Here is a 26,543-nt window from a genome sequence, read left to right as displayed (position 1 = left end):
TTTCTTCATATCTTCACATATCGCGTGGCTTTCTTTCCGCCGGGCAGCTTCCATCATGACAGAGACCTCAAAACCTTCCTTCACCTATCGGGATGCGGGGGTCGACATCGACGCCGGCGAGGCCCTGGTCGAACACATCAAGCCGCTGGCGGCCCGTACCCTGCGCCCCGGCGTCATGGCCGGCATCGGGGGATTCGGGGCCCTGTTCGAGCTGCCCCGCGATATTCGCGAACCGATCCTGGTGTCGGGCACCGACGGCGTGGGGACCAAACTGCGCCTGGCGTTCGAATGGCAGCGCCATGCGACGGTGGGTATCGACCTGGTGGCGATGAGCGTCAATGACATTTTGGTGCAGGGGGCCGAGCCCTTGTATTTCCTCGACTATTTCGCCTGCGGCAAGCTGTCCCTGGACGTGGCGACCCAGGTGGTGGCCGGGGTGGCGCGGGGTTGCGAACTCGCGGGTTGCGCCCTGATCGGGGGCGAGACGGCCGAGATGCCCGGCATGTATCCCGAGGGCGAATATGACCTGGCCGGCTTTGCCGTGGGGGTCGTGGAAAAATCCGCCCTCATCGACGGCCTCAGCATCGCGCCCGGAGACACGGTTCTGGGGCTGGCGTCCAGCGGCGCGCATTCCAATGGGTATTCGCTGATTCGCAAGATTCTCCAGCACGCCGGCGCCCGGCCCGAGCACGACCTGGGGGGGCGCCCGCTGGCCGACGTCATCATGGCGCCCACGCGCATTTATGTGCGGGCGGTGCTGGCCGCACTGGCCGCCCACGGGCGGGCCGTCAAGGGCCTGGCGCACATCACCGGCGGGGGGCTGCTCGAAAACATCCCGCGCATCCTGCAGCCAGGCCTGTGTGCGAACCTGCGGGGCGACGCGTGGGCGCGCCCGGCGCTGTTCCAGTGGCTGCAGGCGCAAGGGCGTGTGTCGGATGCCGAAATGGCGCGGGTCTTCAATTGCGGCATCGGCATGGTGCTGGTGGTCGAGGCCCCGGCGGCCGATGCGATCGCCACGACCCTGCGCGCCCAGGGTGAAACCGTGCACGTGTTGGGCGAGATCGCCGCTGTCGGGCCGGACGCGGCACAGACCGTCATTCTCTGACGGCGGATCGGGGCGGCGGCTCAGTGAGCGCTTTGGCGACCGCCTGCTTCACCCGGGTCGTTCCATCTGCCGACAGGCAGTCGATACGGTGTCGCCCGGGCAGCGCGCGCAGCCAGGTCATCTGTCGCTTGGCCAGTTGGCGGGTCGCGGCAATCGACTGTTCACGCGCTTCGGGCAGGGGGATCCGGCCCAGCAGGTGGGCCCATAGCTGCCGATAACCGACACATCGCATGGCGGGCAAGCCAAGGTTCAGGTCGGGGCGTGCCATCAGGGCCCGCACCTCGGCCACCAGCCCGGCTTGCAGCATGTCATCGAAACGCTGGGCGATGCGTTCGTGCAGTACATCGCGCCGCGCAGGCTCGAGGCTGATGGTGATGAATCGCCGGCCGGGCAGCCAGGGCTGGGGCGGCTGTGCCAGCCAGTCGCTCATGGGCCGGCCACTGGCATGAAAGATTTCCAGCGCACGCTGCAGCCGCTGGCGGTCGTGGGGGGCCAGGCGGGCGGCAGTGGCCGGGTCGACGCGGGCCAGTTCGGCGTGCAGGGCCGGCCAGCCCTGCCGCTGGGCGCGCGCATCCAATTCAGCGCGCAGCAGCGGGTCGGCTTGGGGCAGCGCGTGCAGGCCGTCGCGCAGGGCTTTCCAGTAGAGCAGGGTGCCGCCACACAGCAGGGGTATGCGTCCGCGTGCTTCGATCTCGGTGATCAGTCGCGCGGCATCGGCGGCGAATCGGGCGGCCGAATAGCGTTCGGCGGGGTCCAGGATATCGATCAGGTGGTGTCGGACCTGCGCCTGTTCGGCGGCGTTCGGCTTGGCCGTGCCGATGTCCATGCCCCGATACAGGGTGGCGGAGTCCATGACGATCAGCTCGATCGGCCAGTCTTGGGCCAGGGCCAGCGCGGCGGCCGACTTTCCCGAGGCGGTGGGCCCCGTCAGGCAAAGAACGGGTGCGGCCGTGCCCTGGGTCATGCCTTATTGGCCCCGCATGAAGCGTTTGTCGAGGTCGCCCAGGGACCAGTGAAACCACGTGGGGCGGCCGTGATTGCATTGGCCGGCACGCTCGGTGCGTTCCATCTGGCGCAGCAAGGCATTCATCTCTTCCAGGGTCAGGCGGCGATGCGCGCGTACGGCGCCGTGACAGGCCATGGTGGCCAGCAAGGCATTGCGCTGTTCGGTCAGGTGCGCGGATTGGCCGTATTGGGCGAGGTCGGCCAGCACCCCGCGCGCCAGGGATTCGATGTCGCCATCGGCCAGCAGGGCGGGTACGGCCCGTACCGCCAGCGAGCCCGGCCCCATCGCGGCCAGGCGCAACCCCAGGCCTTGCAGGGTGGCTTGGTATTCTTGCGCCAGGGCAACGGCGACCTCGCCCACGGCGATGACCACCGGGACGAGCAGTTCCTGGGCTGCCAAAGGCGCTTCGTCGAGCTTTTGCTTCAGGGATTCGTACACGATGCGTTCATGGGCGGCATGCATGTCGACCACGACCAGCCCGTCCCGGTTCTGAGCCAGGATGTAGATGCCGTGCAGCTGCCCCAATGCCATGCCCAACGGCAGGTCCGTGGCGGCCTCGTGCGCCGTGGTGGCTTGGGTGTTTTCCAGAGGCCGGTACAGCTTTTGCCAGCCGTCGGGATCGGTGGGTTCGTGCAGCGCCATGGGCTGCTGGACCGGGGGGCGTATCCAGGGGGCCGGTGTGGCACGGGGTTGCGTGGCGCCACGCTCTGAGGCGCCGGGCGCGAGAGGGCGTGGCGTGGGTGGATGCGCGACGGAAGGATCGGCCGGGGGGGGATTTACAGCCAGGCCAGCCGTGTCGGGGCGTTGGTTGCCAGCGTCTTCGCCGGCTTGTCCGGCTGCCGCACCCGGCCCCGCCAGCGCGGCGCTCAGGCTCTGCACCACGAAGCGGTGCAACGCACCGCTTTCCCGAAAGCGCACCTCCTGCTTGGCTGGGTGCACGTTGACGTCGACCGTATTGGGATCCAGGGTCAGGAACAGGATCCAGGCGGGCTGCCGGTCGCCGTGGAGTACGTCGGCGTAGGCCTGGCGCACGGCGTGCGATAGTATCCGATCGCGTACGTGACGACCGTTGACGTACAAGTATTGGCGATCCGCCCGATTGCGTGCGAACGTGGGGCGCGTGATGACGCCATCCAGCGCCACCAAGCCTTGTTCGGCCGCAATCGGTACGCCCTGCTGCATGAAGTCTGCGCCCAGGACGTCGTGCAGGCGCCCCGGCAGGTCGGTGGCGGGCCAGTGGCGCTGTGCGCGATCGTTGTGAAACACGCGGATCGCCACGCCGGGATGCGCCAGCGCCATGCGCTCGATCACGTCCAGGCAATGGGCGTACTCTGTGGCTTCGGCACGCAGGAACTTGCGTCGGGCCGGGATCTCGTCGAACAGCTGAAGCACCTCGATGCGGGTGCCCAGCGCTCCGGCAGCCGGTTCGGGCTGGGTCTGCCCGGGGGCCAGCTGCCAGGCATGCGGTTCAGTGGCCGTACGCGACGTGAGCGTCAGTTGGGCGACCGAGGCAATCGACGCCAGCGCTTCGCCCCGAAACCCGAGGGTGGTGACGGATTCGAGCTCGGTCAGCGAGCCGATCTTGCTGGTGGCGTGCTGCTGCCGGGCCAGCGCGAGCTGGTCGCGCGGAATGCCGGCGCCGTCGTCGGTGACCACGATGCGCCGTATCCCGCCGCCGTCGAGCCGCACTTCGATGGCTTGCGCGCCGGCGTCCAGTGCATTGTCGAGCAGTTCGCGCAGGACCGACGCGGGCCGCTCGATGACTTCGCCGGCGGCGATCTGGCTGATCAGGGTATCGGGCAGGGGGGCAATGGGTCGTGACATAGGGCGAAAGGCAATGATTTCAGATAACGATTATAGTGAGCAGCGCGTTTCATTCATCCGGTACGGGGCCATCCATTTCCATGGCAGAGTTTTTCCAGCTGATTTTGAATATCGACCAGTCATTGGGGGTGTGGGTGGCCGAATACGGTGCCTGGATCTATCTGATCCTGGCCGGGATCATCTTTGGCGAGACCGGGCTGGTGGTGCTGCCCTTTCTGCCCGGTGACTCGCTGTTGTTCATCGCCGGCGCCTTTGGGGCGTCGGGCTTGCTGGATCCGGTGCTGCTGGGCGGCATTCTGATCGTTGCGGCGATCCTGGGCAATACCGTGAATTATCACGTGGGTCACTATATCGGGCCCAAGGTCTTTGCGCGCGACTACCGGTTTCTCGATCGCAAGGCGCTGATCAGGACACACGCGTTCTACGAGCAGCACGGTGGCAAGACCATCGTGCTCTCGCGCTTCCTGCCACTGTTCCGGACGTTTGCGCCATTTGTCGCAGGGGTGGCCGGGATGCAATGGTGGCTGTTCCAGCTCTATAACGCCCTGGGTGCCGTACTCTGGATCGCCGGGCTGATCACCCTGGGCTTTTTTTTCGGCAACGTGCCCATCATCAAAGATCACCTGAACACCATCGTGCTGGTCGGCGTGGCGGCGGCTGCGGTACCGGCCGCCCTGGGCGTGCTCTGGAAATTGCTGCACGCCCGCCCACGCCAGTCCTGATCGGGCGCACGGTGCGGGGCCGGTCAGTGCGCGGCCGCACGCACGGCCCGGGGCGGGGCGCTCAGGGGCGCGGTCGCGAGCAGAAGCGCACGGGCCATCAAGTGCGTGCCAGCGCGGCCGTGGATGCGAAGTAATCCTTGACGCCGTTGAGCACGGCGTGGGCGATGCGCTGCTGGTGGGCGGCGCTGCGCAACAGCTTTTCCTCTGCCGGGTTGCTGATGAAGGCGGTCTCGATCAGGATCGACGGGATGTCGGGCGCCTTGAGCACGGCAAACCCGGCGCGCTCGATGCGGTTCTTGTGCAGTGTATTGATTTTGCCGATCTCGTTCAGGACCTGGGTGCCGACGCGGATCGAATCGTTGATCTGCGCGCCCGTAGACAGGTCGAGCAGCACCTTGGCGACCTGTGCATTGTGGGCGCCCAGGTTCACGCCCCCGATGAGATCGGCGTCGTTTTCCTTTTGCGCCAGCCAGCGGGCCGAGGCGCTGGTGGCGCCGTTCTGTGACAAGGCCCATACCGAAGACCCTCGGGCGGTGGGCTTGATCCAAGCGTCTGCATGGATGGAAATGAACAGGTCGGCCTTCACGCGCCGGGCTTTTTGCACGCGGACGTTCAGGGGCACGAAGTAATCGCGGTCGCGCGTCAGATAGGCCCGCATGTCGGGTTGTGCGTCGATCAGTTTCTTGAGGCGCTGGGCAATCTGCAGCACCACGTCTTTTTCACGGGTACCGTGACGGCCGATGGCCCCCGGATCTTCGCCGCCGTGACCCGGGTCCAGGGCGATGAGCAGCGGGCGGGTGCGCGAGGCGGCGGGGGGCGGCGACAGGCGCGCAGGCGGCGGCGGTTCTGCTTTGTGGCTCCTGGCGGCGGGCGGTGCCGGCAGATCCTGGCCGTCGGCCAGCGGAATGGATGCCTTGGCCGCGCCCTGCTGTTGGGCCAGATCCTCGAGGATCCCTGCCAGGGGGTCGTTCTCGGCGTCCTTGAGCAGGGCCATGAGCGGATCCTGGGCCACCTTGGGGTACAGGTCCAGCACCAGCCGGTATTGATATTCGCCGATGGGCTTGAGCGTGAACACCTGCGGCGCCACGTCCTGCTTGAGGTCGAATACCAGGCGGATCACGTTGGGGCGATTCTGCCCCACGCGCACGCTGGCAATGTAGGGGTCATTGGGCTTGATGCGGTTGACCAGGTCATTGATGGTCGCCTTGAGCTGCAGGCCGTCGATGTCCACCACCAGCCGGTGCGGATTGGTGAGCGTGAAATGTTCGGCCTTGAGCTCGGTGTCCATTTCGAGCGTTACCCGGGTGTATTCGTCGGCGGGCCACGTGCGTACGGCCACGATGGTCGCGGCCTGCGCCAAGCGGGGCAGTACGGGCAGCAGCATCAGCGTGCCGGCCCCTGCCATGAGCCTGCGCCGCCGCAGGCTTGCCGGGGGCGTCATGCCTGTGGTGGGTTCAGGTGCGTCAGCCATAGTCGTCCTTTGCTGCTGTGGGCACTGAGTGTGGCGTGGCGCCCGAACCCTGTGTACTGCAGATGGATGTCCAGGTCGGGGGGCGGCAGGCGGGTGCCTGCCTGTTCGGGCCATTCGATCAGGATGACGGCCTGGTCATCGAACAGTTCGTCGAAGCCTGCTTCACGCCATTCGTGCGCATCGCTAAACCGATAAAAATCAAAGTGATAGAAGTATAAGTTAGAAACATTATAACTTTCAAGAAGCGCATAGCTCGGACTCTTGATACGGCCTTGCACACCGGCTGCCCGCAACAGGGCCCGCGCCAGGGTGGTTTTGCCGGCACCCAGCTCGCCTTTCAGGTGAATCCGCCCGCCTGACTGCTGGACGTCCGGGTGTCGTCCGCAGACCAGAATGGCCAGTTGACGCGCCAGATCTTGGGTGGCGGCTTCGTTGGCCAGGGGCCAGGAGAGGGGGGTTGACATGGCGGAGTGCCCGCGGATTGGGCCGTTGCGGTGATGCCGGCATTTTAGGCGAGTCCCGGATGGGACGTGAGATCGCCGATGGACCTGGTTGCGGACACCCATGCCCGACGCGCGTGGTCGCTCGCAAGGCGCGGCGGTGGCCTGGCGCCCGGTTTATGGCATGATTCTTGCGAATCTTCCTGCATAGTGCCCTATCATATCCATTTTTTCGAGGAATCTTCATGAACCGTCAGGCCTTTATCTGTGATGCCATCCGCACCCCGTTCGGACGATACGGCGGCGCCTTGTCCAGCGTGCGGACCGACGATCTGGCGGCCATCCCCGTGCAGGCGCTCGTGGCGCGCAACCCGAGCGTGGACTGGGAATGCGTGGATGACGTCCTCATGGGGTGCGCCAACCAGTCGGGTGAAGACAACCGCAATGTGGCCCGCATGGCGGCATTGTTGGCGGGGTTGCCGGTCGGTGTGCCGGCCATGACCATCAATCGCCTGTGCGGTTCGGGGCTGGACGCCGTTGGCAGCGTGGCCCGGGCCATTCGCCTGGGCGAGGCCAGCCTGGCAATCGCCGGGGGGGTCGAGAGCATGAGCCGGGCGCCCTTTGTCATGCCCAAGGCCGAGTCCGCCTTTGCCCGTGCCAACGCCGTTTATGACACCACCATCGGCTGGCGTTTCATCAATCCGTTGCTCAAACAGCAATATGGGGTAGATTCCATGCCCGAAACGGCGGAGATCGTGGCGCGTGAATACGGCATCAGCCGCGTGGACCAGGACCGGATGGCCCAGGCCAGCCAGGCGCGCGCGCATGCCGCGCAGGCTGCCGGGCATCTGGCTCGTGAAATCGTGCCCGTGCACGTGCCGCGCCGCAAGGGGGATCCGCTGGTCGTGGACACCGACGAGCATCCCCGCGAAACCAGCCTGGACGCCCTGTCGCGCTTGCGCGGCATCGTGCACCCCGAAGGCACGGTGACCGCAGGAAACGCGAGCGGGGTCAACGACGGCGCCTGTGCCCTGCTGTTGGCGGATGAATCACAGGCCGCCCGGTTTGGCCTGCAGCCGCGGGCCCGGGTCGTAGGGATGGCCGTGGCGGGTGTAGAGCCTCGCGTCATGGGCATCGGCCCCGTGCCGGCGTCCCGTAAAGTGCTGACACAGGCGGGCCTGTCGCTCGAACAGGTCGATGTGATCGAACTCAACGAAGCCTTTGCGGCGCAAGGGCTGGCCGTGCTGCGCCAGTTGGGGGTGGCCGACGACGATCCCCGGGTGAATGCCTGGGGCGGCGCCATTGCCCTGGGGCATCCGCTGGGCGCCAGCGGGGCGCGGCTGGCAGCCACGGCCGTCAACCGCCTGCATCACGTACAGGGGCGTTATGCCCTGGTCACCATGTGCATCGGGGTGGGCCAGGGCATTGCCGTGATTCTTGAGCGGGTCTGAACGGTCTTGATGCGGGCGTCAAGGTTTCATGCTGTCCAGCTGGGGCGCCTGCGCCGTGATGTCAGGGCTGCGCAGGGCGGGTGCGATGATCGAGGGCAGGGCCGGTACGGTCTTGCCCCCCAGGCTCAGTGATTGGCTGAAAACGCCCCGTGCGGCCCAATGGGGATCCTGCAGGGCTTCCTGGAGGGTGAGCACGATAGAGCAGCAGACATCGATGCCCTCGAATGCCCGCATCCATTCGGCCGCATCCTTGCGCGCGATGATTTGGGCAACCGCGTCACGCGTGGCCTTGGGGTCGCGGCGATCATCCGCCAGTTCGGGCGGCAGGCCCAGCACTTTGGCAAAATTGGCCCAGAACCGGTCTTCCAGCGGGGCGGCGGCCATATAGCGGTCATCGCGCGTGCGGTAGATCTGGTAGCGTGGCGTGCCGCCTGTGATGGTTTCGCCGCCCGGCACCGGCCAGCGATCCAGGGCATGGGCGTTGCCCAAGGCCCAGTATAGAAACGGGAAAAGATTCTGACCCATAGCGACCTCGATCTGGCAGCCGTCGCCTGTCCGGTCGCGTCGCCGCAGGGCCAGCAGAATATTGATCATTGCCGGGTACGCGCCCCCCGCAATGTCCGCGGCAAGAAGCGGCGGCAGGACCGGGGCGCCCGTGCCGTCTACGCTCAGGCCCAGCACGCCGGTCTCGGCCATGTAGTTCAGGTCGTGTCCGGCGGCTGCCGCTTTGGGGCCCGTATTGCCCCAGCCGTTGATGGAGCAGTAGATGATGTCGGGATTCAGCGCGCGGACGTCCTCGTAGGCCAGGCCGAGCCGGGCCATCACGCCGGGGCGGAACTGTTCGATGATCACGTCGGCTTCTTTTAGCAGCGGGCGCAGCCTGTCGAGGGCATCGGCCTCTTTCATGTTGATGCTCAGGCTCGACTTGCCGCGGTTCAGCATGCCGAAGTTGACGCTTTCGCCCTGCACGGAAGGCTCGTAAAGCCGCATTTCATCGCCTGTGGGCGGGCGTTCGATCTTGATGACCCGGGCGCCGGCTTCGGCCAGGAAGAGAGTCGCCAGGGGTCCGGGCACTAGGGTGCTGAAATCAAGGATAAGAATATCGCTCAGTGGTGGCATAGGAGGATTTTGGCAAGAGGTTCCAGTGGAACGGTTTCGGGGATTTTGACGACTTGAGGCCTACAGGCCCCGTTCAGGGTCCGGGCCGTGTGTGCATGGTACCCGCGGCCGCCGGATTTTGCGAAGTGACGTGCCACGGCAGGCGCATGCGCCTGCGACGTTGGGCGGACGACGGGATCTTCAGCTGGGTCCGGTACTTGGCGACCGTGCGGCGTGCGATCTGGATGCCCTCGCCCTGCAGCAAGTCGACGATGGCTTCATCCGAAAGCACGGATTCGAGGGTTTCGCCAGATACCAGGTCGCGGATGCGGTGCCGGATGGCGGCGGCGGCGATGTCCGGATCGCCGTTTGCGGCCTGCAGGCCATCCGAGAAAAAATGCCGGAAGGGCACCAGGCCCTGTGGGCATTGCATGTACTTGTTGGCGATGCTGCGGCTCACGGTGGATTCGTGCAGCCCCAGAACCCGGGCGATGTCTTTTTGCAGCAGCGGCCTGAGGTGGCCATCTCCGTGCAGCAGGAACGCGGCCTGGTTGTGGATGATTTCGGTAGCGATGTGCAGCGTGGTCTGTATTCGCTGGTCCAGATGATGAATCAGCGTATTGGCCTGGCGCAGGCAGCCGTACAGGAACTCTTTATCGCTGCGGGTCTGCAGGCAGGCGTCGAGTTCGGCAAAATAGACTTTGTCGACCATCAGGCGCGGCAGCAGCGCCGGGTTGTATTCCACGCGCACCCGGCCTTCGGGGCTGATGGTGACCAGGATATCGGGCAGGGCGGGCTGCACGGGTTCGAAGTTGAAGCGATATCCAGGCCGGGGATCCAGGGTGCGCAAGAGCCCGATCAGCCCGCCCAGCTGCTCCATGGAGACCTTGCAACGCCGCGCCAGCCGTTCAGCATCGCCGCTTTCGAGCAGGTCGAGATCGGCCAGCAGGGCTTGCAGCGTGGGCGAGAGCCGCCCCTGGTCGCGCAGCTGCAGGGCCAGGCATTCGGGCAACGAGCGTGCGCCAACCCCTGCGGGATCCAGTGACTGGACCAGCTGCAGGGCGGGGTCGAAGCTGCCGCAGGGCAGATCCAGCAGCGCGGCCAGTTCATCGGGCGCGCAACGCAGGTAGCCGTCGGGTTCCAGCGAATCGATCAGATAGCACGCCAGCACCCGCAGGTCTTCCGAAATCCGGAACAGGCTCAGTTGCTGGTGCAGGTGGTCGCGCAGGGTGGTCCGTACACTGACCGTCTCGGCCAGGGATTGCAAGTCGGCCGAGCCCCCGTGGCTGGCTGGATGGTGTGCAAACAGATGCGTCGGCAACGGCACCGACAGCGGGTGAGGGGTCGCGGGGCTGGGTTCGGCCGTTGCTTGCTGCAGCAGGGGGTTGCGCTCCAATTGCTCCTGCAGGAACGCTTCCAGCTCTTCTTGCCCATACCCGAGGATTTCGATGGCCTGTATGGCCTGTTGGGTCATGACAAGGGTTTGCCGGGTCTGCTGCGCCACCCCCAGTTCAATTTTCATGCTTACCTGACCTCCTTGGGCGATGCCCATGCTGCAAGGCTGCTGCCGGATGAGCGTGCTGGCACGATCATCCGTTGTCTCTTTAGGCCGTGCTGGCCATTATGATCATTATCCAATAAAACTGCCGCAATTATCATGCCATATCGCGGAATTTAGGGTTCTGTGTGCGCGACAAGTACGCTATCGGCTGATTTTCCAAGTCGGATTGACAATATGTTCACAAAAAAGACACAATGCGAGGGTGCCCGGGGCCATGCGCCCCGGCCGTATGCAAGCCCATGATGCGGCCAGTGGCTGGAACGGACTATGAACTCAGACGCTCAGGCAGAAACACACGACGACGGCATTCTTGGGATAGCCGTGCTGGACCCTGACGGCAGGCTTCAGAGCCACGCCGGCGTGGCATCGCAAGCCCGGCTGCGCGCCCTGCTGCTGGACCCCGCCTGGCTCGGGGAAGCGGCCCAGAGGCGTTTGCAGATCATCACCTTTACGGACATGCGCTACACCGCGATCGTGTCGCGTTTCGAGAAGGGCACGCTGGTCGTGTTCTTCGGGGATCACGGCGAGACGGTCCTGCGTTTCTTTCTGGGCGTGCCCTTCGCGTTCGACATCATCGAGCATCTGCTGCTGGATCCTTTCGACGGCATGGCCATCATCGATGCCCATGAGCGCCTGGTGTTCGTATCCCCCATCCACGAAAAATTCTTTGGCCTGAAAGAAGGCGAGGGCGTCGGTAAAAAAGTCACCGACGTCATCGAAAACACGCGTCTGAACCACGTGGTGCGCACCGGGGTGGCCGAAGTCGGCCAGATTCAGCGCATGCGGGGGGGAGAGCGGGTCGTCTCGCGCCATCCCATCCGGCACAAGGGCACGGTCGTCGGGGCCATCGGGCGCGTCATGTTCAAGGGGCCGCAGCAGGTCGAGGCGCTCGCCCGACGCATCAATGCGCTCGAGCAGGAAATCGAGACCTACCGCAGCGAAGCGCGCAAGAACCGCCAGAAAGAATCCTGCCTGGACGCCATCGTGGGCCGCAGTCCGGCCATCATGAAGCTGCGCGACCAGATCCGCAAGATTGCGCCGCTCGATATCCCGGTGCTGATCCAAGGCGAAAGCGGGACAGGCAAAGAGCTGGTCGCACAGGCTCTACACATGCTCAGCCCGCGCAGCCCCGAGCGTCTGGTCACCGTCAATGCCGCCGCACTACCGGCCCAGCTGGTCGAAAGCGAGCTATTTGGCTACGAACCCGGGTCGTTCACGGGGGCCGATCAAAAAGGCCGGGCCGGAAAATTCGAACAGGCCGATCGCGGTACCTTGTTCCTGGACGAAATCGGCGATATGCCACTCGAGGTGCAGGCCAAACTGCTGCGCGTATTGCAGGACCGCATCGTCGAGCGGGTGGGCAGTGGCAACCCAAGGAAAATAGATTTCCGGCTCTGCTCGGCCACCAACCGCGATCTGGAAGAGTTCGTCGAGCTCGGCCGCTTCCGCCTGGATCTGTTCTATCGCATCAGCCCGGTGGTCATCCACGTCCCGGCGCTGTCCGAACGCCTCGAAGACATCCCCCTTCTGCTCAATCACTTCCTGTCTGAATTTGCTACACAGTATGACCGCAATGTGCCCACGGTGGCTGCCGATGTGTTTGACTATCTCATGGCCGGTGCGTGGCCGGGCAACGTACGCCAGCTGCGCCACCTGGCCGAACGGGCGTTTGTGTTTTGCGAGGATGGCCGCCTTGAGGTCAGGAATTTCGAAGTCACGGCGTCCCTGCCCGATTCAGGCGCCGGGCGCCTGCCCGAGGCAGCCCTTCAGGGCCGCATGGTCGAAGAAGGGGGCCTGCGCGATGCCCTCGATCGCTACGAGCGCGAAATCATGGAAGAAGCCATGCTGCGGTTCAATGGCAACAAGAAAAAGGTGGCCGAATACCTCGGGGTCTCCCGAACCTATCTCTACAAAAAGATGCAAGGATAGGGCAGGCCCCGCCTTGAAAGGCAATCTGGCATGGATCTTGCGAGAACAGGGGTTGTGTCTGTCGGAGGAAGCAAGATGAATGACGCCAATACCGGAAGGGCGCCGCAACCACCCCGCCTGCCGTGGCAGGATTTGCCGGTCCGGCCCGTGGGTGCCGGTTTTCAGATGTTGTCCGGGTTCGTCGTGCTGGACTTGACCACGTCGATCGCGGGGCCTTACGCCACCATGCTGCTATCGGATTTCGGCGCCGAGATCATCAAGGTCGAGCGTCCCAAGGGGGATGATGCGCGTCACTGGGGCCCGCCATTTCTGGACGGCCATTCGCTGTGGTTCACGGCGGTCAATCGAAACAAGAAAAGCGTGGTGCTCGACCTGGGCGACGCGGATGGGCTTGCGCAATTGCGCGCATTGCTGGCGCACGTGGACGTGCTGATCTGCAACCAGCCCCTGGACATCCAGCGTAAGCTGGGGATCGACCACGATACGCTGAAGGCGGTCAAGGATGATCTGATTTTCGTTTCCATCACGGGGTTTGGGCTGGACGGGGCGCGGGCCGACCTGACCTGCTATGACCTGATTGCCGAAGGCTATTCAGGCATCATGGACGTCACGGGCGAAGCGGACGGTCCTCCGCAAAAAGTCGGTGCGCCGGCGGCCGATATGCTGGCTGGCCAGGACGCGGCCATGGCCACCGTAGTCGCCCTGCTGGCGCGCGAGCGGACGGGCAAGGGGGCGAAGGTCGACGTGAGCCTGGCCGAAAGCATGACCCGTTTTCTGGCCTGCCGCATCTCCAGCTATCTGGGTTCGGGCGAGGTACCTACGCGTTCGGGCGGCACCGACAGCGTCATCGCCATCTACCAGAGCTTCAAGACCGCCGACGGTCTCCTGAATCTCGGCCTGGGGTCCGATGCCATCTGGAAGCGCTTCTGGGAGGCGGTGGGCGATCCGCATTATGCCGCGCGGCCCGAATACGCCACCAACGCCCGGCGGCGGGCGCATCGCAGCGAGATCGTGGCCGATATCCAGGCCATCCTGCTGACCCGCACGCGGGCCGAGTGGCTCGACGTCTTTGCCAGGGCCCGGGTGCCGGCCGGGCCGATCAATCGGGTCGATGAGACCGCGCATGATCGGGCATTCCAGCAGCGCGGCCTGTTTTTCACGCTGCAGGACGGCGAGCAGCTCGTCCCCCAGGTGGGGCTGGGCATACGCATCGACGATGAGTCGGCGACGCCGCGGGCCGCGCCCCCCCGGCTGGGCGAGCACACCGAGTCGATATTGTCCGCGCTGCTTGGGCACAAAGTTGCGCAGGACAGGACGTCGTGAACATTCACGGCCTGTTTTTCGGAGTTTTATCGTGACAAGAGATCCCTCATGCGCCCCTTTCTGACCCTGCATGATCCGGCCACCAGCAAAGCCTATTATGCACGGGGCCTGTGGCAGTTGGATACGTTCTACATGCTGCTGCGCAAGCACGCGGAACGGGCGCCGTCGGCCGCGGCGTTGCGCGACGGCAGTAACCGGCTCGACTGGATCAGCCTGAAGGCCCGGGTCGATGCGCTGGCCGATGATTTTCTCGAGCGTGGCCTGGTGGCGGGTGACCGCGTCTCTATCTGGATGTCCAACCGGGTCGAGGCGATCATCGCGTTTCTTGCCTGCTCGCGCATCGGTGCGGCCTGCAACCCGTCGTTGCATCGCAGTTACACCTGTGCCGAGATCATCGACCTGCTGACCGAGCTGCAGGCCTCGGTGCTGATCACCGAAGAGGGCTGGGGCGCCGACCGCGCCCACCAGGATTTCGACGCCATGCTGGCCCGGCTGCCTTTCCTGAAAAAAGTCTACCGGCCGCAGACGTTCCCGCTGCACATTACCGGGGTGCATGAACACATGCATGACAACCCGGATTCCGTGGCATACCTGGCTTTCACGTCGGGCACGACCGGACGGCCCAAGTGCGTGATGCACTCGTCCAACACGCTGTTGGCCAACGCGCGCGGCCTGGTGCACGACTGGGCGCTTTCAGACCGGGACGTGATTCTCACTCTCAGCCCGCTGTCGCACCATATCGCCTGGGTGGCTGCGGGGCAGTGGCTGGTCAGCGGGGCCACGCTGGTGGTGGATGATCCACCGCCGGGCAGGAGCCATCTCGACTGGATCGTGGAAACCCAGGCCACCTACGTACTGGGGGTGCCGACGCATGCGATGGACATCCTGGCCGAGCAAAAAGCGCGTGGCATTGCCAAAATGGGCAGCGTTCGTGTCTTCTACATGGCTGGGGCGCCGATACCGGAGATCGTGGCCCGGTCGTTCGTCGACCAGGGCATCACCCCGCAGAACATTTATGGGATGACGGAAAACTCATCGCATCAGTACACGCATCCAGACGACCCCAAGGATGTCTGGATATCGACCTGCGGGCGGGGCGGGTCGGCCTACGAGGTCCGGATCTGGGATCCGGAAGACCGCGAACGCGAATTGCCGGTCGGGCAGACCGGTGAAATCGGCGGTCGGGGCGCGGCATTGATGCTCGGGTATTTTGGCAACCAGGAGGCCACCGACAAGACGTTCAACCGCCAGGGGTTCCTGATGTCGGGCGATCTGGGGTCGCTGGATGAAAACGGCAATTTGCGCATCGAAGGGCGTGCCAAGGACCTGATCATTCGCGGCGGGCATAATATCTACCCGTCCCGGATCGAGTCTCTGGCGCTCACCCACGCAGGGGTCGTCAAGGCGGCTGCCTTTCCGGTGCCGGACGACCGCCTTGGCGAAAAGGTCTGCCTTGCCATCATCGGGCAGGTCAGCGCCCAAGACATGCTGGACCACCTGGCTCGTGAAGGCCTGTCGAAGTTCGATATGCCCGAATGGTTCATCGCGCTCGAGACCCTGCCCCTGACGGCCAGCGGCAAGATTCTCAAGCGGGTCCTCACCGAGCAGGTCCGGGCGGGTTCGCTCTGTCCACAACCTGTGCGCTATGCCGCCCACAAAGGATGACACATCATGGTGAACTTGAAGACCATAGAAGAATTTGCCTGCCTGACGCTCGATCGTCCGCAGGCCCTGAACGCACTCTCGTTCGCCATTCTGGGCGAGATCCGCGACGCGCTCGACGAGGTCGCCGGCATGCAGGGCATCCGCGCCTTGCTCATCACCGGCGCGGGCGGCAAGGCGTTCTGTGCGGGCGCCGACATCAAAGAGCTGCGCCATCGCGATCTCGTGTCGCAGCGCCGGGGGGCCGAGCTGGGCCAGGCCGTCTTTGCGCGGCTCGATCGGCTGCCGATCGCCTCGGTGGCGCTGGTCAATGGCTACGCGTTCGGGGGCGGCCTCGAGCTGGCGCTTGCGTCCACCTTCCGGCTGTGCACCCCCAATGCCGTATTCGGCTTGCCGGAAATCAAGCTGGGCCTGATTCCCGGCTATGGCGGCACGCAACGCTTGCCACGGCTGGTGGGTGAAGCCCGCGCGCTCGAGATGATCATGACGGGCCGTTCGGTGAAAGCCGAAGAGGCCGAGCGCATGGGCCTGGTGCACCGTGTGGTCGACGCCGATGCGCTGCTGCCTGCGGGCATGGCCTTCGCCCGCAGCTTCACGGGTTACAGTCTACCTGTACTCGAATTCGCCCGCCGGGCCGTGCAGCGCGGCATGGATCTGCCGATCGAGCAGGGCCTGCAGCTTGAAGCCGAGTTATCGACGCTTGCCTTTCGCACCACGGATGCCGAAGAAGGCATGCGGGCATTTGAAGAAAAACGCTCACCGGAGTTCAAAGATGGCTGAAGGTTTGTTTATTGTGACGGGCGGGTCCAAGGGCATTGGCCAGGCGATTGCGGCCGAATTGGTGCAGAAGGGCCGTGAAGTGGTCTGCCTGTCTCGCTCGGGGGCCGGGCCCGTTGGGCAGCACATGGCATGCGACATGACCGACGAGGCCGCGGTACGCGACAGTATCGCGAAGATCGCGGCTCAGGGTCCGATCGCCGGCCTGGTCAACAACGCCGGGGTGCACGTGGGCGGCTCGGCCGACACCCTGTCGGTGGCGGACTTCAACCGCACCATGGCCCTGAATGCAACGGCCGTCATGGTGGCGGCCCGCGAAACGTTCCCGTTCTTGCGCGAACGCGGCGGTACCATCGTCAATATCGGCTCGTTTTTCGATCGCATGGGGGCCCCGGATAACCTCGCCTATTGCGCCTCCAAGGCGGCGGTGGCGGCCATGACCCGGGTCATGGCCGTCGAATGGGCACGTCACGGGATAGCCGTGGTGAATGTGGCGCCAGGGTATATTGAAACCGACCTGAACCGGGATTTCCTGGCCCGGGAAAAGGTTCGGGCCTGGATGAAATCCAGGATCCCGACGGGCGGGCCGGGCAAGCCCGAAGACGTGGCGCGCCTGGTGGGCGCCCTCCTGACTGCAGCCATCCCGTTCCTGACGGGTGAAACCATTTATATCGATGGGGCACAAGGGATCAATCACTGATGAAGCTACTGCAACAACTGGCGCGCAGCCGTCGCTGGAACCCCGAAGAGCGGCAGATCCTCGACCAGGTACAGCGCCTGGCCGACGAGGTCATCGCACCGAATGCCGAGCGCATCGATCGCACGGGCGATTTTCCCTGGGAAAACGTGCGGGCCATCAACGAACTGGGCCTGAATATGCTGTTCGTGCCCGAGGCCTACGGGGGCCTGGGCATGTCCTACGCCCTGTATGTCGAGGTGGTGTCCATCATTTCCGAAGCCTGCGCATCCACGGGCATCATCTACGCCACTACGTTTCATGGCATGAAACCCCTGATCCAGTACGGCACCGAGGCACAGCGGGCGCGGCTGCTGCCCCGCATCGCCAACGGGGGCCTGGGGGCGCTGGCCATCACCGAGCCGTCGGCCGGTTCCGACGCGACCGGCATGAAGACCCGCTTCACGCCGGACGGCGACGACGTCATCGTCGATGGGTCGAAGATCTTCATCTCCAACGGCGACGTGGCCGACTTGTATCTGCTGTTCGGAAAATGGTCGACGATCGACGATCCGAAGCAGGCGATCTCGGTGTTGATCTTCGAAAAAGAGACGCCCGGTTTCGAAATCGTCTCGAAAGAGCGCAAGATGGGCCACAATGGGTCATCCACGTGCGGCCTGTCGTTCACCGGGTGCCGGGTGCCGCGGGCCAACCTGCTGGGTGAGCCGGGCGAGGGCCTGGCGATCCTGCTGGCGTCACTGAACAAGTCGCGGCCATCCGTGGCGGCCCACGCCCGCGGCATTGCACGGGCGGCGTTCAAGGATATGGTGGCCTACGGCAACCAGCGCGTGCAAAGCGGCCGGCCGGTGCTGGGCTTCCAGGGCAATCAGTTCACCCTGGCGGATCTGGCCAGCGAACTCCTGATGCTCGAGCGCTGGATCGATTACGTTGCCCAGCTGGTCGATGACGGCGTCGATGACATGGGGCTCGAAGCCTCGATTGCCAAGCTGCGCGCATCGGACCTGGCGATGGCCATGGCGACCGAGTGCGTTCAGTTCCACGGCGGCTATGGCTATTGCCAAGACTACCGGGCCGAGCGCCTGATGCGCGACGCCAAGATTACGCAGATCTGGGAGGGTACCAACCAGATCCACCGACAACTCATCGGACGGAGTTTTCTGAACAAATGACTGCAATCAAAAAAGTGGCTGTCTGCGGCGCAGGTGGCACCATGGGGGCGGGCATCGCCCTGGTGGCCGCGCGGGCGGGCTATGAAACAATATGTTACGACCAGTCCGCAGAGGGTCTGGCGCGGGCACGGGCGGCGGCCGGCACGTTTTTCGACCGGGCGGTGCAGCGGGGCCGTCTATCGGCCAACGATGCGGCTGCGGCGCTGGCGCGCATGCACGATGAAACCCGGCTCGACGCACTGGCCGACTGCGACCTGATCATCGAGGCCATATTCGAGGACCTCGAGGTCAAGAAGCAACTCCTGGGGCAGCTGGATGCGTTGTGCAAGCCAGAGACGTTGTTCGCATCCAATACCTCGACCCTCTCGATCTCCGAGATCGCCAGCGGATGCGCCCGGCAGGACCGGGTCGTCGGCATGCATTTCTGCCTGCCGGCCCAGGTCATGAAGCTGGTCGAAATGTCACGCGGGATCATGACCTCCGACGACACCTTTCAGACCGCCTGGGCCTGGGTGGAAGCCGCCGGGCAGAATCCGGTACAGACGCAGGACAAGCCGGGCTTCATCCTGAATGCGTTGCTGGTGCCTTTCAACAACGACGTGCTGCGCCTGATCGACGAAGGGACCGCCTCGCCGGCGGACATCGACAAGGCCATCTGTTCGGGGCTGGGCTACAAGATGGGTCCCTGCACGCTGCTCGATCTGGTGGGGATGGATACCCAGCAGCGCCTGGGGGAAGCCTTCTACCCGATTACGCTGGATCCGCGCGCCGCCGTGCCGCCCCTGGTGCGGCGCATGGTGGCGGCGGGCAGGCTGGGGCAGAAGTCTGGCCAGGGCCTGTTGGCCGGAACGGCGAGCACGCGTGAGCCGGCCCGCGAGGCGCCTGATTTTCACGTGGTGCGGCAAGGGGACAGCCGCTCGTTTCCCGAGGGGGACGCTTTTCTGGCGCGGGCGGGGTCCGAAACCGCCGAAGTTACCGTTTGCCTGGGGGGCGCGTATGCGCCGGATCCTTCCAAAACGGCGGTGCTCGTCGAACTCACGACCGAATGCCTGGGCCATCATACCGGCGAGGACTCTGGCCGCGAGGGGTCTAATGTCCTTGGTTTCGCGCGCTATTGCAATGGTTCCGATGCGCCCTCGGGGCTGGTGGAAATCGTGCGCCAGCCCCGTACCGATGTCCGGGCGCTCGAAGCGGCGCGGGCCGTGTTCGAGGCGGCGGGGCTCGACACGGTGGTGTGTGCCGATCGGCCGGGCCGGATCATCGATCGCCTCGTACGCCCCAAATACAACGACGCCCTGCGGTTTCTCGACGAGGGCCTGGCCTTGGCCGAAGATATGGACAAGACCTGCCGCCTGGGGCTGGGCTATCCCGACGGGCCGATCGAGCGCGTCACCCGCGGCGGGTTATCCTGGCATCATGACGTGTGCATGGCCATCTGGCGCATGACCGGCCAGTCGGCCTACAGTCCTGCACGCAGGGCCGTCGTGGCGCATGATCGCGCGTCGAAACATTCTTGACAGGAGAAAGACCTATGCGCAGCTATCGGGTTCACGCGTTTGGCGAGCCCTCTTCCATGGTGATCGACGAGCTCGATGCCCCCGTGCCGGGCGACGAAGAAGTGCTGGTGGATGTCGAGGCGATCGGCCTGAATTTCCCTGACGTGCTGGTGATCCGGGGGCAGTACCAGTTCCTGAAGTCACTGCCCTTTACCCCGGGCAAGGATTTTGCCGGCGTGGTGCGTGCGGTGGGGTCGGCCGTGCGCGGGATCCAGCCGGGCGACCGCGTGCTGAGCCACGTCGAATCAGGGGCGTATGCCGAGCAGGCCCTCGCCTTGTCCAGACAGACTTACGTATTGCCGGATGACATGTCTTTTTCAGAAGCCGCTGCCATGGGGCTGGTCTATCAGACCGCCTATTTTGCGCTGGTCGAACGCGCCCGTCTGCTTGCCGGGGAAACCGTGCTGGTCGGCGGGGCCGCGGGCGGTATCGGGCTGGCGACCGTCCAGGTGGCCAAAGGCCTGGGGGCCACCGTCATCGCCGGGGTACGGGGTGCCGAAGAGGCCGCCCTCGCGCGCGCCTCGGGCGCGGACCACACGATCGACCTCTCGGGCGACAATCTGCGCGACAGCATCCGCGATCAGGTCCGCGCCCTGCCACTCGAAAAAGGCGGGGCCGACATCGTCATCGACCCTCTGGGGGGCGACTTCTTTGCCGGCGCCATTCGCGCCCTGGCCTGGTGCGGACGCCTGGTGGTGATCGGCTTTGCCGCTGGCGAAATCCCCACCATCAAGGTCAACTACCTGCTCGTCAAGAACATCTCGGTGTTGGGCATCCAATGGAGCGATTATCGCGACTACACGCCCGAGCGGGTGCACGAGGCCCAGCGGGCCCTGTTCGAATTATGGCGCCAGGGCAAGGTGCGCCCGCACATCGCCCGCAGCGTGGCGTTCGAGGCCTTGCCCGAAGCACTCGCGCTGGTTGGTCAGGGCAAGGTCCGCGGCAAAGCGGTGGTGACTCTGAATAAGGCCTCGGCATGAATACCCCAGATCAAAGTTTGGGCCGCGACGTGATCGTGGCCGTGGTGGGTGCCGGCACCATGGGGGCGGGTATTGCGCAGGTCGCCGCCGCGGCGGGCCATCGGGTGCGTCTGGTCGACGCCAGCCACGAGGCGGCGCAAGCGGCCCATGGGCGCATCCGCACCGCGCTCGAATCGCGTGTCGAGCGCGGCAAGATGGACGCCGGGGCCTGTGCGGCATTGCTCGAACGGATCGAAGTCGTCGCCGATGTCGATCAGCTGCAGGATGCGGGGCTGGTCATCGAGGCGATTTTCGAAGACCTGCAGGCCAAGCAGGCGCTTTTCAGCCGGCTGGAAGCCATCGTGGCCGCAGACGCCATCCTGGCCACCAACACCTCTTCGGTGTCGGTGACGGCCATCGCGTCCGTACTGGCCCGTCCGGAACGGCTGGTTGGCATGCACTTCTTCAATCCGGCCCCCGTCATGAAGCTGGTCGAGGTGATCAGCGGGTTGCAGACGGCGTCTGCGGTGGCCGACGTCATCTATGCCACGGCGCTCGCCTGGCAAAAGAAGCCGGTGCATGCGCGTTCGACGCCGGGTTTCATCGTCAACCGCGTCGCGCGCCCGTTCTATGCCGAGGCGCTGCGCGTGGTCGAAGAGGGGGCCGCAAGCCCCGAGCAGGTGGATATCCTCCTGACCGCCGGCGCAGGTTTCCGGATGGGGCCATTTCGCCTGATGGATCTGATTGGCAACGACGTCAATCTGACCGTGACGCGTTCTACGTTCCAGGCGTACTTCAATGATCCGCGCTATCGGCCGTCACTGCTGCAGGCCGAGCTCGTGGCTGCCGGCCGCCTGGGCCGCAAGACGGGGCGCGGCTTTTATGATGATGCGCAGCCGCCGGTGGCGCCGCCGCCATTGGCGCCGGTTCCCCTTCGGGGCGCCGTGCGGGTGTCCGGCATGGTGGCACCCATTACCGGGCTGCTGGCCCGGATGGAGTCGCAGGGGATCGCCTGTCAGGTGCTCGAATCCGACGCGCCGGCGGTCATCCGGTATGGCAGCGCCGCCTTGTGCATGACCGACGGGGTACCCGCAAGCCTGCGTGCCCAGGCGTCGGATCACGGCTTGGTCGTCTTCGATCTGGCCGATGATTACCGCAACGTCACGGATCTGGCCATTGCCGTTCAAGATGGCGCGGACGAGTCCGTGGCGGCGGATGCGCAGGCCTTGCTGGCCAGCCTGGGGATCCGTGCGCACGTGCTCGATGACGCGCCGGGCCTGGTCGTGGCACGGACGCTGGCGATGCTGGTCAACGAAGCCGCAGACGCGTTGCTGGCGGGGATCGCTACGGCGCAGGGCATCGACGATGCCATGCGCTTTGGCGTGAATTACCCGCGCGGCCCGTTCGAATGGGCCCAGCGCCTGGGCGCCGGGTACTTCATGAGCGTGCTGGATGGCATGCAGGCCAGCTATGGCGATCCGCGTTATCGGGTGTCGGTCAAGCTGCGGCGCATGGCTGCGGGTCGGGCAGGGTAAAAAATGGCCAGGCGGAAGAACGTCGCACTGGTCGTGGGGGCAACCGGCGTCGTTGGCAGAAACCTGCTGGGCCAATTGCTCCGCGACCAGGCCTGGGATGTGATTGCGTTGTCGCGGCGCAAGCCGGATCTCCCCGGGGCGTTTCGCCATCTGTCGGTCGATTTGCTGAGCAGCGAATCACTGGCATCCATCCAGGGGGCACTGGCGGATGTCACGCACGTCTTTTATGCGGCGTACGTCGAGAAGCCCACGTGGGCCGATATGGTCGAGCCCAACCTCAGGATGCTGAGCAACCTGATGGCGGTGCTCGAGCCGGTTGCCAGCGGCCTGCGCCACGTCAGTCTGATGCAGGGCACGAAATGGTATGGCAATCATCTGGGGCCGTTCAAGATACCCGCCAAGGAATCCGATCCCCGGCACATGCCGCCCAATTTCTACTATGACCAACACGATTACATCGTTGGCTTGCAGCGCGGCAAGGCCTGGTCATGGTCGGCTGCCCGGCCGCACGCGGTGTGCGGCTTTGCCCACGGCAATCCGATGAATCTCGTGATTGTGCTGGCGGTCTATGCCTCGATATCGCGGGCATTGGGCCTGCCTTTGCGGCACCCGGGCTCCGAGGCCAGTGCGCGGTCGCTGTACAACGTGACCGACAGCGGGCTGCTGGCGCGTGCAAGCATCTGGATGGCAACCGACGAGCGGGCCGCCAACGAAGCCTTCAACATCACCAATGGCGACGTTTTTCGCTGGCAGTCGTTGTGGTCCGACATTGCGCATGACTTCGGCATGGACGTCGCGCCGCCCCAGAAGATCGACCTCGTCCAGATGATGGCAGACAAGAAGACGCTGTGGGAAGACCTGGTCCGGCGCCACGATCTTCAGCCCATACCCTATGGGCAGCTGGTTTCCTGGGCCTATGGAGACTACGTCTTTGCAGCCGAATACGACGTGATTTCCTCGACGACGAAGGCCAGGCAGTTCGGGTTCACAGAGGCGCAGGACAGCACCGAGATGTTCCTGCGTCATTTCGATGAATTGCGCAGGGCGCGAATCATTCCCTGATGCCCTGCAGGGCGAACATCCGGAGATCCCATGGAACCAGCCCGCCTGCCTGTCTATGAAACCTATGCCATCAAATATGCACGGCATGAGCGCACTGCGCGCGATAATTTCATCGGCGGCGATCCCCACGAGAACCCCAGCATGCCCATGGACTACTTCATCTGGGTAGTACGCAGCCCCGAGCGTATCGTGGTCGTCGACACGGGGTTCAATGCGCAGGTGGCCGCTGCCCGCGGCCGTGAATTTCTTCGGTGTCCGGTCGCTTCACTGGCCTTGTTGGGTATCGAGCCGCAAGCCGTACAGGATGTCGTGATCACGCACATGCACTATGATCACGTCGGCAATTTCGATCGCTTTCCGCAGGCGCGCTTCCATGTACAGGACCGGGAAGTCAGTTTCGCCACGGGGCGTCATATGCGTCATCCCAGCCTGCGGGCGGCCTACGAGCCGCATGATGTATCCGAATTCGTGCTGCGCGTCTTCGAGGAGCGCGTGGTTTTTCATGATGGCGATGAGGCCTTGTTTCCTGGCATTTCGTTGCACTGGATCGGCGGCCATACGGCCGGTCTGCAAGTGGTGCGGGTGCACACCCGCAAAGGCTGGATGCTGCTCGCTTCGGATGCCTCTCATTATTACCAGAACATGGAAGGCCGCCGCCCGTTTCCCATTGTGTACAACGTGGCTGAGATGCTCGAAGGGCACGAGCGGGTGTATCGCCTGGCCGATTCGGCCGACCTGGTGATTCCCGGGCATGATCCGGCCGTGATGGAACGCTTTCCCGCGGCATCCGCCGAACTGGCGGGTATTGTCGCCCGCCTGGACGGGTGATCCGCCTATCGTCGTTTTTCATTCAAAGGAGCGAATGGCATGAGCAAAGATGTAGACAACGAACTCAAAGGTCTTTTCCAGAAGGGGCTGAGCACGCGCCGCGAAGTCCTCGGCCCGGATTATGTCGACGGGTCGCTGCAGAAGGCCAATGATTTCATGATGAGTTTCCAGCACATCACCACTGAATGGTGCTGGGGCTACGCCTGGAATCGCCCGGGGCTGGAGCGCAAAATCCGCAGCATGCTGAATCTGGCCATGCTCACGGCGCTGAACCGGCCCAATGAGTTGCGCCTGCACGTCAAGGGCGCTCTGCGCAACGGCGTCAGCGTGGACGAAATCCGCGAAGTCCTGCTGCAGGCGACGGTGTACTGCGGCATACCCGCGGGCCTGGACGCGTTCAAGTCGGCCAATCAGGTCCTCGAGGAGGAAGGCGCGTTCGAAGCGGGGCAGGGCTGAGATCATGGCGCAGACAACTTACGGAACGATCGGCTTCATCGGCGTCGGGCACATGGGCGGACCCATGGCCCGCCGCCTGCACCAGGCGGGTCATGCCCTGGTTCTGATGGACGCGGACCGCCAGGTCGCCGAGCGGCTGGCCGCCGAGCTGGGCGAGCGTATCCAGGTGGCGGACACAGGGGATGAACTGGCGGCCCAGTGCGACCTGATCATCACCATGCTGCCCACCAGTGCCATCGTGCGTGCCGTGCTGGCGGGTCCGCGCGGCGTGCTGGCCGGCCTGCGCCCGGGTACGCCCGTGCTGGACATGACGTCCGGCGTGCCGCACGAGACCCAGCGTTTGTCCGAGGACGTCCAGCAGGCGGGCGGGGTGCTGCTGGATGCGCCGGTGTCTGGCGGCGTGGCGCGAGCGCAGGTGGGCGAGCTCACCATCATGGTAGGGGGTGCGGGGTCCGAGGTCGACAAGGTTCGCCCGGTGCTGGCGGCGATGGGCACGCAGGTCCTGCATGTCGGGGCCGTCGGCTCGGGGCATGCCATGAAGGCGCTGAACAACCTGGTGTCGGCGGGCGGGTTCCTCATCGGGGTCGAGGCCCTGATGATCGGCCAGCGTTTTGGCCTGGATCCCGCGGTGATGGTAGACGTACTGAATGCGTCCACGGGTATGAACAATTCGACGCAAAAGAAATTCAAGCAGTATGTGTTGTCCAGGTCTTTTGCTTCCGGTTTTGGCCTGGATTTGATGGTCAAGGATCTGACGATCGCCCTGTCGATCGCCACGGAAGAAGGGACCCCTTCGCCGTTTTCGGCCTTGTGCCGCGAACTATGGGCCAGCGGGGCCACCCTGCTGGGTCCCGGCCAGGACCACACGGCGATCGCCAAGCTGGTCGAAGCGCTGGCCCACACTGAACTCGAGGCGGCCGCAAGCGCCGGGTCATGAGCGTGCCGTGCCCGCTACCGCCATCATCACTTCGCACAGGCGGCGCACGGTCGGCGATATCTGCTCTCGGCGGGTGGTCAGGGACAATGACAGGCACTGACGCGCACCAGGGTCGGTCAGCGGGATGAACCGTGCGCGGGCACGCGTGTGGTTGCGGGTAATGGTGGGAACCAGTGCAATACCGGTTCCGCTGGCCACCAGGCCCACCAGTGTCTGGACCTGAATCGCCTCCTGGCTGATGCGGGGCGTGAAGCCGGCGGCGTGGCATAATCCCAGCGCCACGCTATGCAGGCCCGGTGTGCGAAATGAACCGAACAACACAAATTCTTCTGACTGGCACTCTTTGAGGCTGATGTATTCCCGATCCGCAAAGCGGTGATGTTCGGGAACGACCAGCATCAGGTCATCGTGTTCGATGACCCAGGTCTTCAGGTTGGCAGACAGCGCGATGGGTCCGCGGACGATGCCGGCATCGAGTTCGTAGGCTTCAATTCGCCGGATGATTTCCCACGTGCTGTCTTCACTCAGTTCGAACTGGATCTCGGGGTAGTGCGTTCGAAACCGGCTCAGGGTGGCGGGCAGGAGTTCGTGTATGGCCGAGTTCACGAAGCCCAATCGTAATGATCCCACCTCGCCCGCGCCCACGCCCCTGGCCAGCCGGAGCGCCTGCTCGGCATGGAACAGCGCCGAGCGGGCCTCTTGCAGCATCGCCTCGCCAGCGGGCGTCAGGGTCGCACCCCGCGAGTCTCGTTGAACCAGTTTGACGCCAATTTGATGTTCCATCTTCCGTATGGATACGGAGAGGGCCGGTTGTGCCATAAAAAGACGTTCAGCAGCGCGCCTGAAGTTGCGTTCTTCAGATAGCATCACCAGCTGCTGGAGCTGCTTGAGCGTTGTGGTCATAATGATTCGTTATCAAATTATCAAAGAAAAGTATTAGACCATTATTACATCCAATTGCTAGACTGTCTTCAA

The 26,543-nt window shown here is 64.6% G+C and carries 23 protein-coding genes; 16 read left to right on the top strand and 7 right to left on the bottom strand.

The window, feature by feature from the left end; all coding sequences use genetic code 11:
- The first annotated feature begins 55 nt into the window (after positions 1–55).
- Positions 56–1,105: a phosphoribosylformylglycinamidine cyclo-ligase gene (gene purM / locus WCZ84_RS06250; protein ID WP_372685402.1), complete on the top strand. Its 1,050-nt coding sequence runs from the start codon at positions 56–58 to the stop codon at positions 1,103–1,105.
- Here purM and miaA read toward each other — a convergent pair.
- A complete protein-coding gene (gene miaA / locus WCZ84_RS06245; RefSeq protein ID WP_372685401.1) occupies positions 1,095–2,069 on the bottom strand; it encodes a tRNA (adenosine(37)-N6)-dimethylallyltransferase MiaA in 975 nt (324 codons plus the stop codon). The two genes, purM and miaA, sit on opposite strands and share 11 nt — an antisense overlap.
- Before the next feature lie 3 nt (positions 2,070–2,072).
- On the bottom strand, positions 2,073–3,935 hold the full coding sequence (mutL, locus tag WCZ84_RS06240; RefSeq protein ID WP_372685400.1) for a DNA mismatch repair endonuclease MutL: 1,863 nt from the start codon (positions 3,933–3,935) through the stop codon (positions 2,073–2,075).
- Positions 3,936–4,015: 80 nt separating this feature from the next.
- On the opposite strand from mutL, the gene WCZ84_RS06235 reads away from it, so the two are divergent.
- Positions 4,016–4,657 carry a VTT domain-containing protein gene (locus WCZ84_RS06235; protein WP_372685399.1) on the top strand — a complete coding sequence of 214 codons (642 nt, stop codon included), beginning with the start codon at positions 4,016–4,018 and terminating at the stop codon, positions 4,655–4,657.
- Positions 4,658–4,754: 97 nt separating this feature from the next.
- Here WCZ84_RS06235 and WCZ84_RS06230 read toward each other — a convergent pair whose 3' ends face one another.
- Positions 4,755–6,128, bottom strand: coding sequence for an N-acetylmuramoyl-L-alanine amidase (locus tag WCZ84_RS06230; protein WP_372685398.1), 1,374 nt, complete (start codon positions 6,126–6,128; stop codon positions 4,755–4,757).
- On the bottom strand, positions 6,095–6,592 hold the full coding sequence (gene tsaE / locus WCZ84_RS06225; protein ID WP_372685397.1) for a tRNA (adenosine(37)-N6)-threonylcarbamoyltransferase complex ATPase subunit type 1 TsaE: 498 nt from the start codon (positions 6,590–6,592) through the stop codon (positions 6,095–6,097). The genes WCZ84_RS06230 and tsaE overlap by 34 nt, the downstream gene beginning before the upstream one ends.
- Positions 6,593–6,813: 221 nt before the next feature.
- Here tsaE and pcaF point away from each other — a divergent pair, with 221 nt between their 5' ends.
- A complete protein-coding gene (gene pcaF, locus WCZ84_RS06220; RefSeq protein WP_372685396.1) occupies positions 6,814–8,019 on the top strand; it encodes a 3-oxoadipyl-CoA thiolase in 1,206 nt (401 codons plus the stop codon).
- 18 nt (positions 8,020–8,037) lie between these two features.
- On the opposite strand, the gene WCZ84_RS06215 is transcribed toward pcaF, so the two are convergent.
- Both WCZ84_RS06215 and rpoN read right to left on the bottom strand, forming a co-directional pair.
- A complete protein-coding gene (locus tag WCZ84_RS06215) occupies positions 8,038–9,138 on the bottom strand; it encodes a CaiB/BaiF CoA transferase family protein (RefSeq protein ID WP_372685395.1) in 1,101 nt (366 codons plus the stop codon).
- A 73-nt stretch (positions 9,139–9,211) separates the two neighbouring features.
- Positions 9,212–10,639 (bottom strand): RNA polymerase factor sigma-54, encoded by a 1,428-nt coding sequence (rpoN, locus tag WCZ84_RS06210; protein ID WP_372685394.1) that lies wholly within the window; start codon positions 10,637–10,639, stop codon positions 9,212–9,214.
- A 306-nt stretch (positions 10,640–10,945) separates the two neighbouring features.
- Here rpoN and WCZ84_RS06205 point away from each other — a divergent pair, with 306 nt between their 5' ends.
- From WCZ84_RS06205 to WCZ84_RS06145, 13 genes are all read left to right on the top strand, one after another.
- Complete coding sequence (locus tag WCZ84_RS06205) at positions 10,946–12,607, top strand: sigma-54 interaction domain-containing protein (RefSeq protein WP_372685393.1); 1,662 nt, start codon at positions 10,946–10,948, stop codon at positions 12,605–12,607.
- A gap of 75 nt (positions 12,608–12,682) precedes the next feature.
- Entirely contained in the window at positions 12,683–13,930 is a 1,248-nt protein-coding gene (locus WCZ84_RS06200; protein WP_372685392.1) for a CaiB/BaiF CoA transferase family protein, read from the top strand.
- A 48-nt stretch (positions 13,931–13,978) separates the two neighbouring features.
- Positions 13,979–15,595: a class I adenylate-forming enzyme family protein gene (locus WCZ84_RS06195; protein ID WP_372685391.1), complete on the top strand. Its 1,617-nt coding sequence runs from the start codon at positions 13,979–13,981 to the stop codon at positions 15,593–15,595.
- A 6-nt stretch (positions 15,596–15,601) separates the two neighbouring features.
- Positions 15,602–16,372, top strand: coding sequence for an enoyl-CoA hydratase/isomerase family protein (locus WCZ84_RS06190; RefSeq protein WP_372685390.1), 771 nt, complete (start codon positions 15,602–15,604; stop codon positions 16,370–16,372).
- Positions 16,365–17,069 (top strand): SDR family NAD(P)-dependent oxidoreductase, encoded by a 705-nt coding sequence (locus WCZ84_RS06185; protein WP_372685389.1) that lies wholly within the window; start codon positions 16,365–16,367, stop codon positions 17,067–17,069. Before WCZ84_RS06190 ends, WCZ84_RS06185 begins: the two co-directional genes overlap by 8 nt.
- The gene (locus tag WCZ84_RS06180) at positions 17,069–18,235 is read left to right on the top strand and encodes an acyl-CoA dehydrogenase family protein (protein WP_372685388.1); all 1,167 of its coding nucleotides are present in this window, start codon (positions 17,069–17,071) and stop codon (positions 18,233–18,235) included. Before WCZ84_RS06185 ends, WCZ84_RS06180 begins: the two co-directional genes overlap by 1 nt.
- A complete protein-coding gene (locus WCZ84_RS06175) occupies positions 18,232–19,752 on the top strand; it encodes a 3-hydroxyacyl-CoA dehydrogenase NAD-binding domain-containing protein (RefSeq protein WP_372685387.1) in 1,521 nt (506 codons plus the stop codon). The genes WCZ84_RS06180 and WCZ84_RS06175 overlap by 4 nt, the downstream gene beginning before the upstream one ends.
- A 14-nt stretch (positions 19,753–19,766) precedes the next feature.
- Positions 19,767–20,771: an NADPH:quinone oxidoreductase family protein gene (locus WCZ84_RS06170; RefSeq protein WP_372685386.1), complete on the top strand. Its 1,005-nt coding sequence runs from the start codon at positions 19,767–19,769 to the stop codon at positions 20,769–20,771.
- Positions 20,768–22,285 (top strand): 3-hydroxyacyl-CoA dehydrogenase, encoded by a 1,518-nt coding sequence (locus WCZ84_RS06165; RefSeq protein ID WP_372685385.1) that lies wholly within the window; start codon positions 20,768–20,770, stop codon positions 22,283–22,285. The genes WCZ84_RS06170 and WCZ84_RS06165 overlap by 4 nt, the downstream gene beginning before the upstream one ends.
- A gap of 3 nt (positions 22,286–22,288) precedes the next feature.
- Complete coding sequence (locus tag WCZ84_RS06160; RefSeq protein ID WP_372685384.1) at positions 22,289–23,347, top strand: SDR family oxidoreductase; 1,059 nt, start codon at positions 22,289–22,291, stop codon at positions 23,345–23,347.
- A gap of 30 nt (positions 23,348–23,377) precedes the next feature.
- Positions 23,378–24,175 carry an N-acyl homoserine lactonase family protein gene (locus tag WCZ84_RS06155; RefSeq protein ID WP_372685383.1) on the top strand — a complete coding sequence of 266 codons (798 nt, stop codon included), beginning with the start codon at positions 23,378–23,380 and terminating at the stop codon, positions 24,173–24,175.
- A gap of 39 nt (positions 24,176–24,214) precedes the next feature.
- Positions 24,215–24,631: a carboxymuconolactone decarboxylase family protein gene (locus WCZ84_RS06150; RefSeq protein WP_372685382.1), complete on the top strand. Its 417-nt coding sequence runs from the start codon at positions 24,215–24,217 to the stop codon at positions 24,629–24,631.
- Between the two features lie 4 nt (positions 24,632–24,635).
- Positions 24,636–25,568, top strand: a complete 933-nt coding sequence (locus WCZ84_RS06145; protein WP_372685381.1) for an NAD(P)-dependent oxidoreductase — start codon at positions 24,636–24,638, stop codon at positions 25,566–25,568.
- On the opposite strand, the gene WCZ84_RS06140 is transcribed toward WCZ84_RS06145, so the two are convergent.
- Complete coding sequence (locus WCZ84_RS06140) at positions 25,563–26,471, bottom strand: LysR family transcriptional regulator (RefSeq protein WP_372685380.1); 909 nt, start codon at positions 26,469–26,471, stop codon at positions 25,563–25,565. The genes WCZ84_RS06145 and WCZ84_RS06140 overlap by 6 nt on opposite strands.
- Positions 26,472–26,543: the final 72 nt, after the last annotated feature.

It is taken from the genome of Castellaniella sp. (assembly GCF_041675725.1).
In the GTDB taxonomy this organism is placed as follows: Bacteria; Pseudomonadota; Gammaproteobacteria; order Burkholderiales; family Burkholderiaceae_B; genus Castellaniella.
This window is presented reverse-complemented; position numbering and strand designations above follow the sequence as displayed.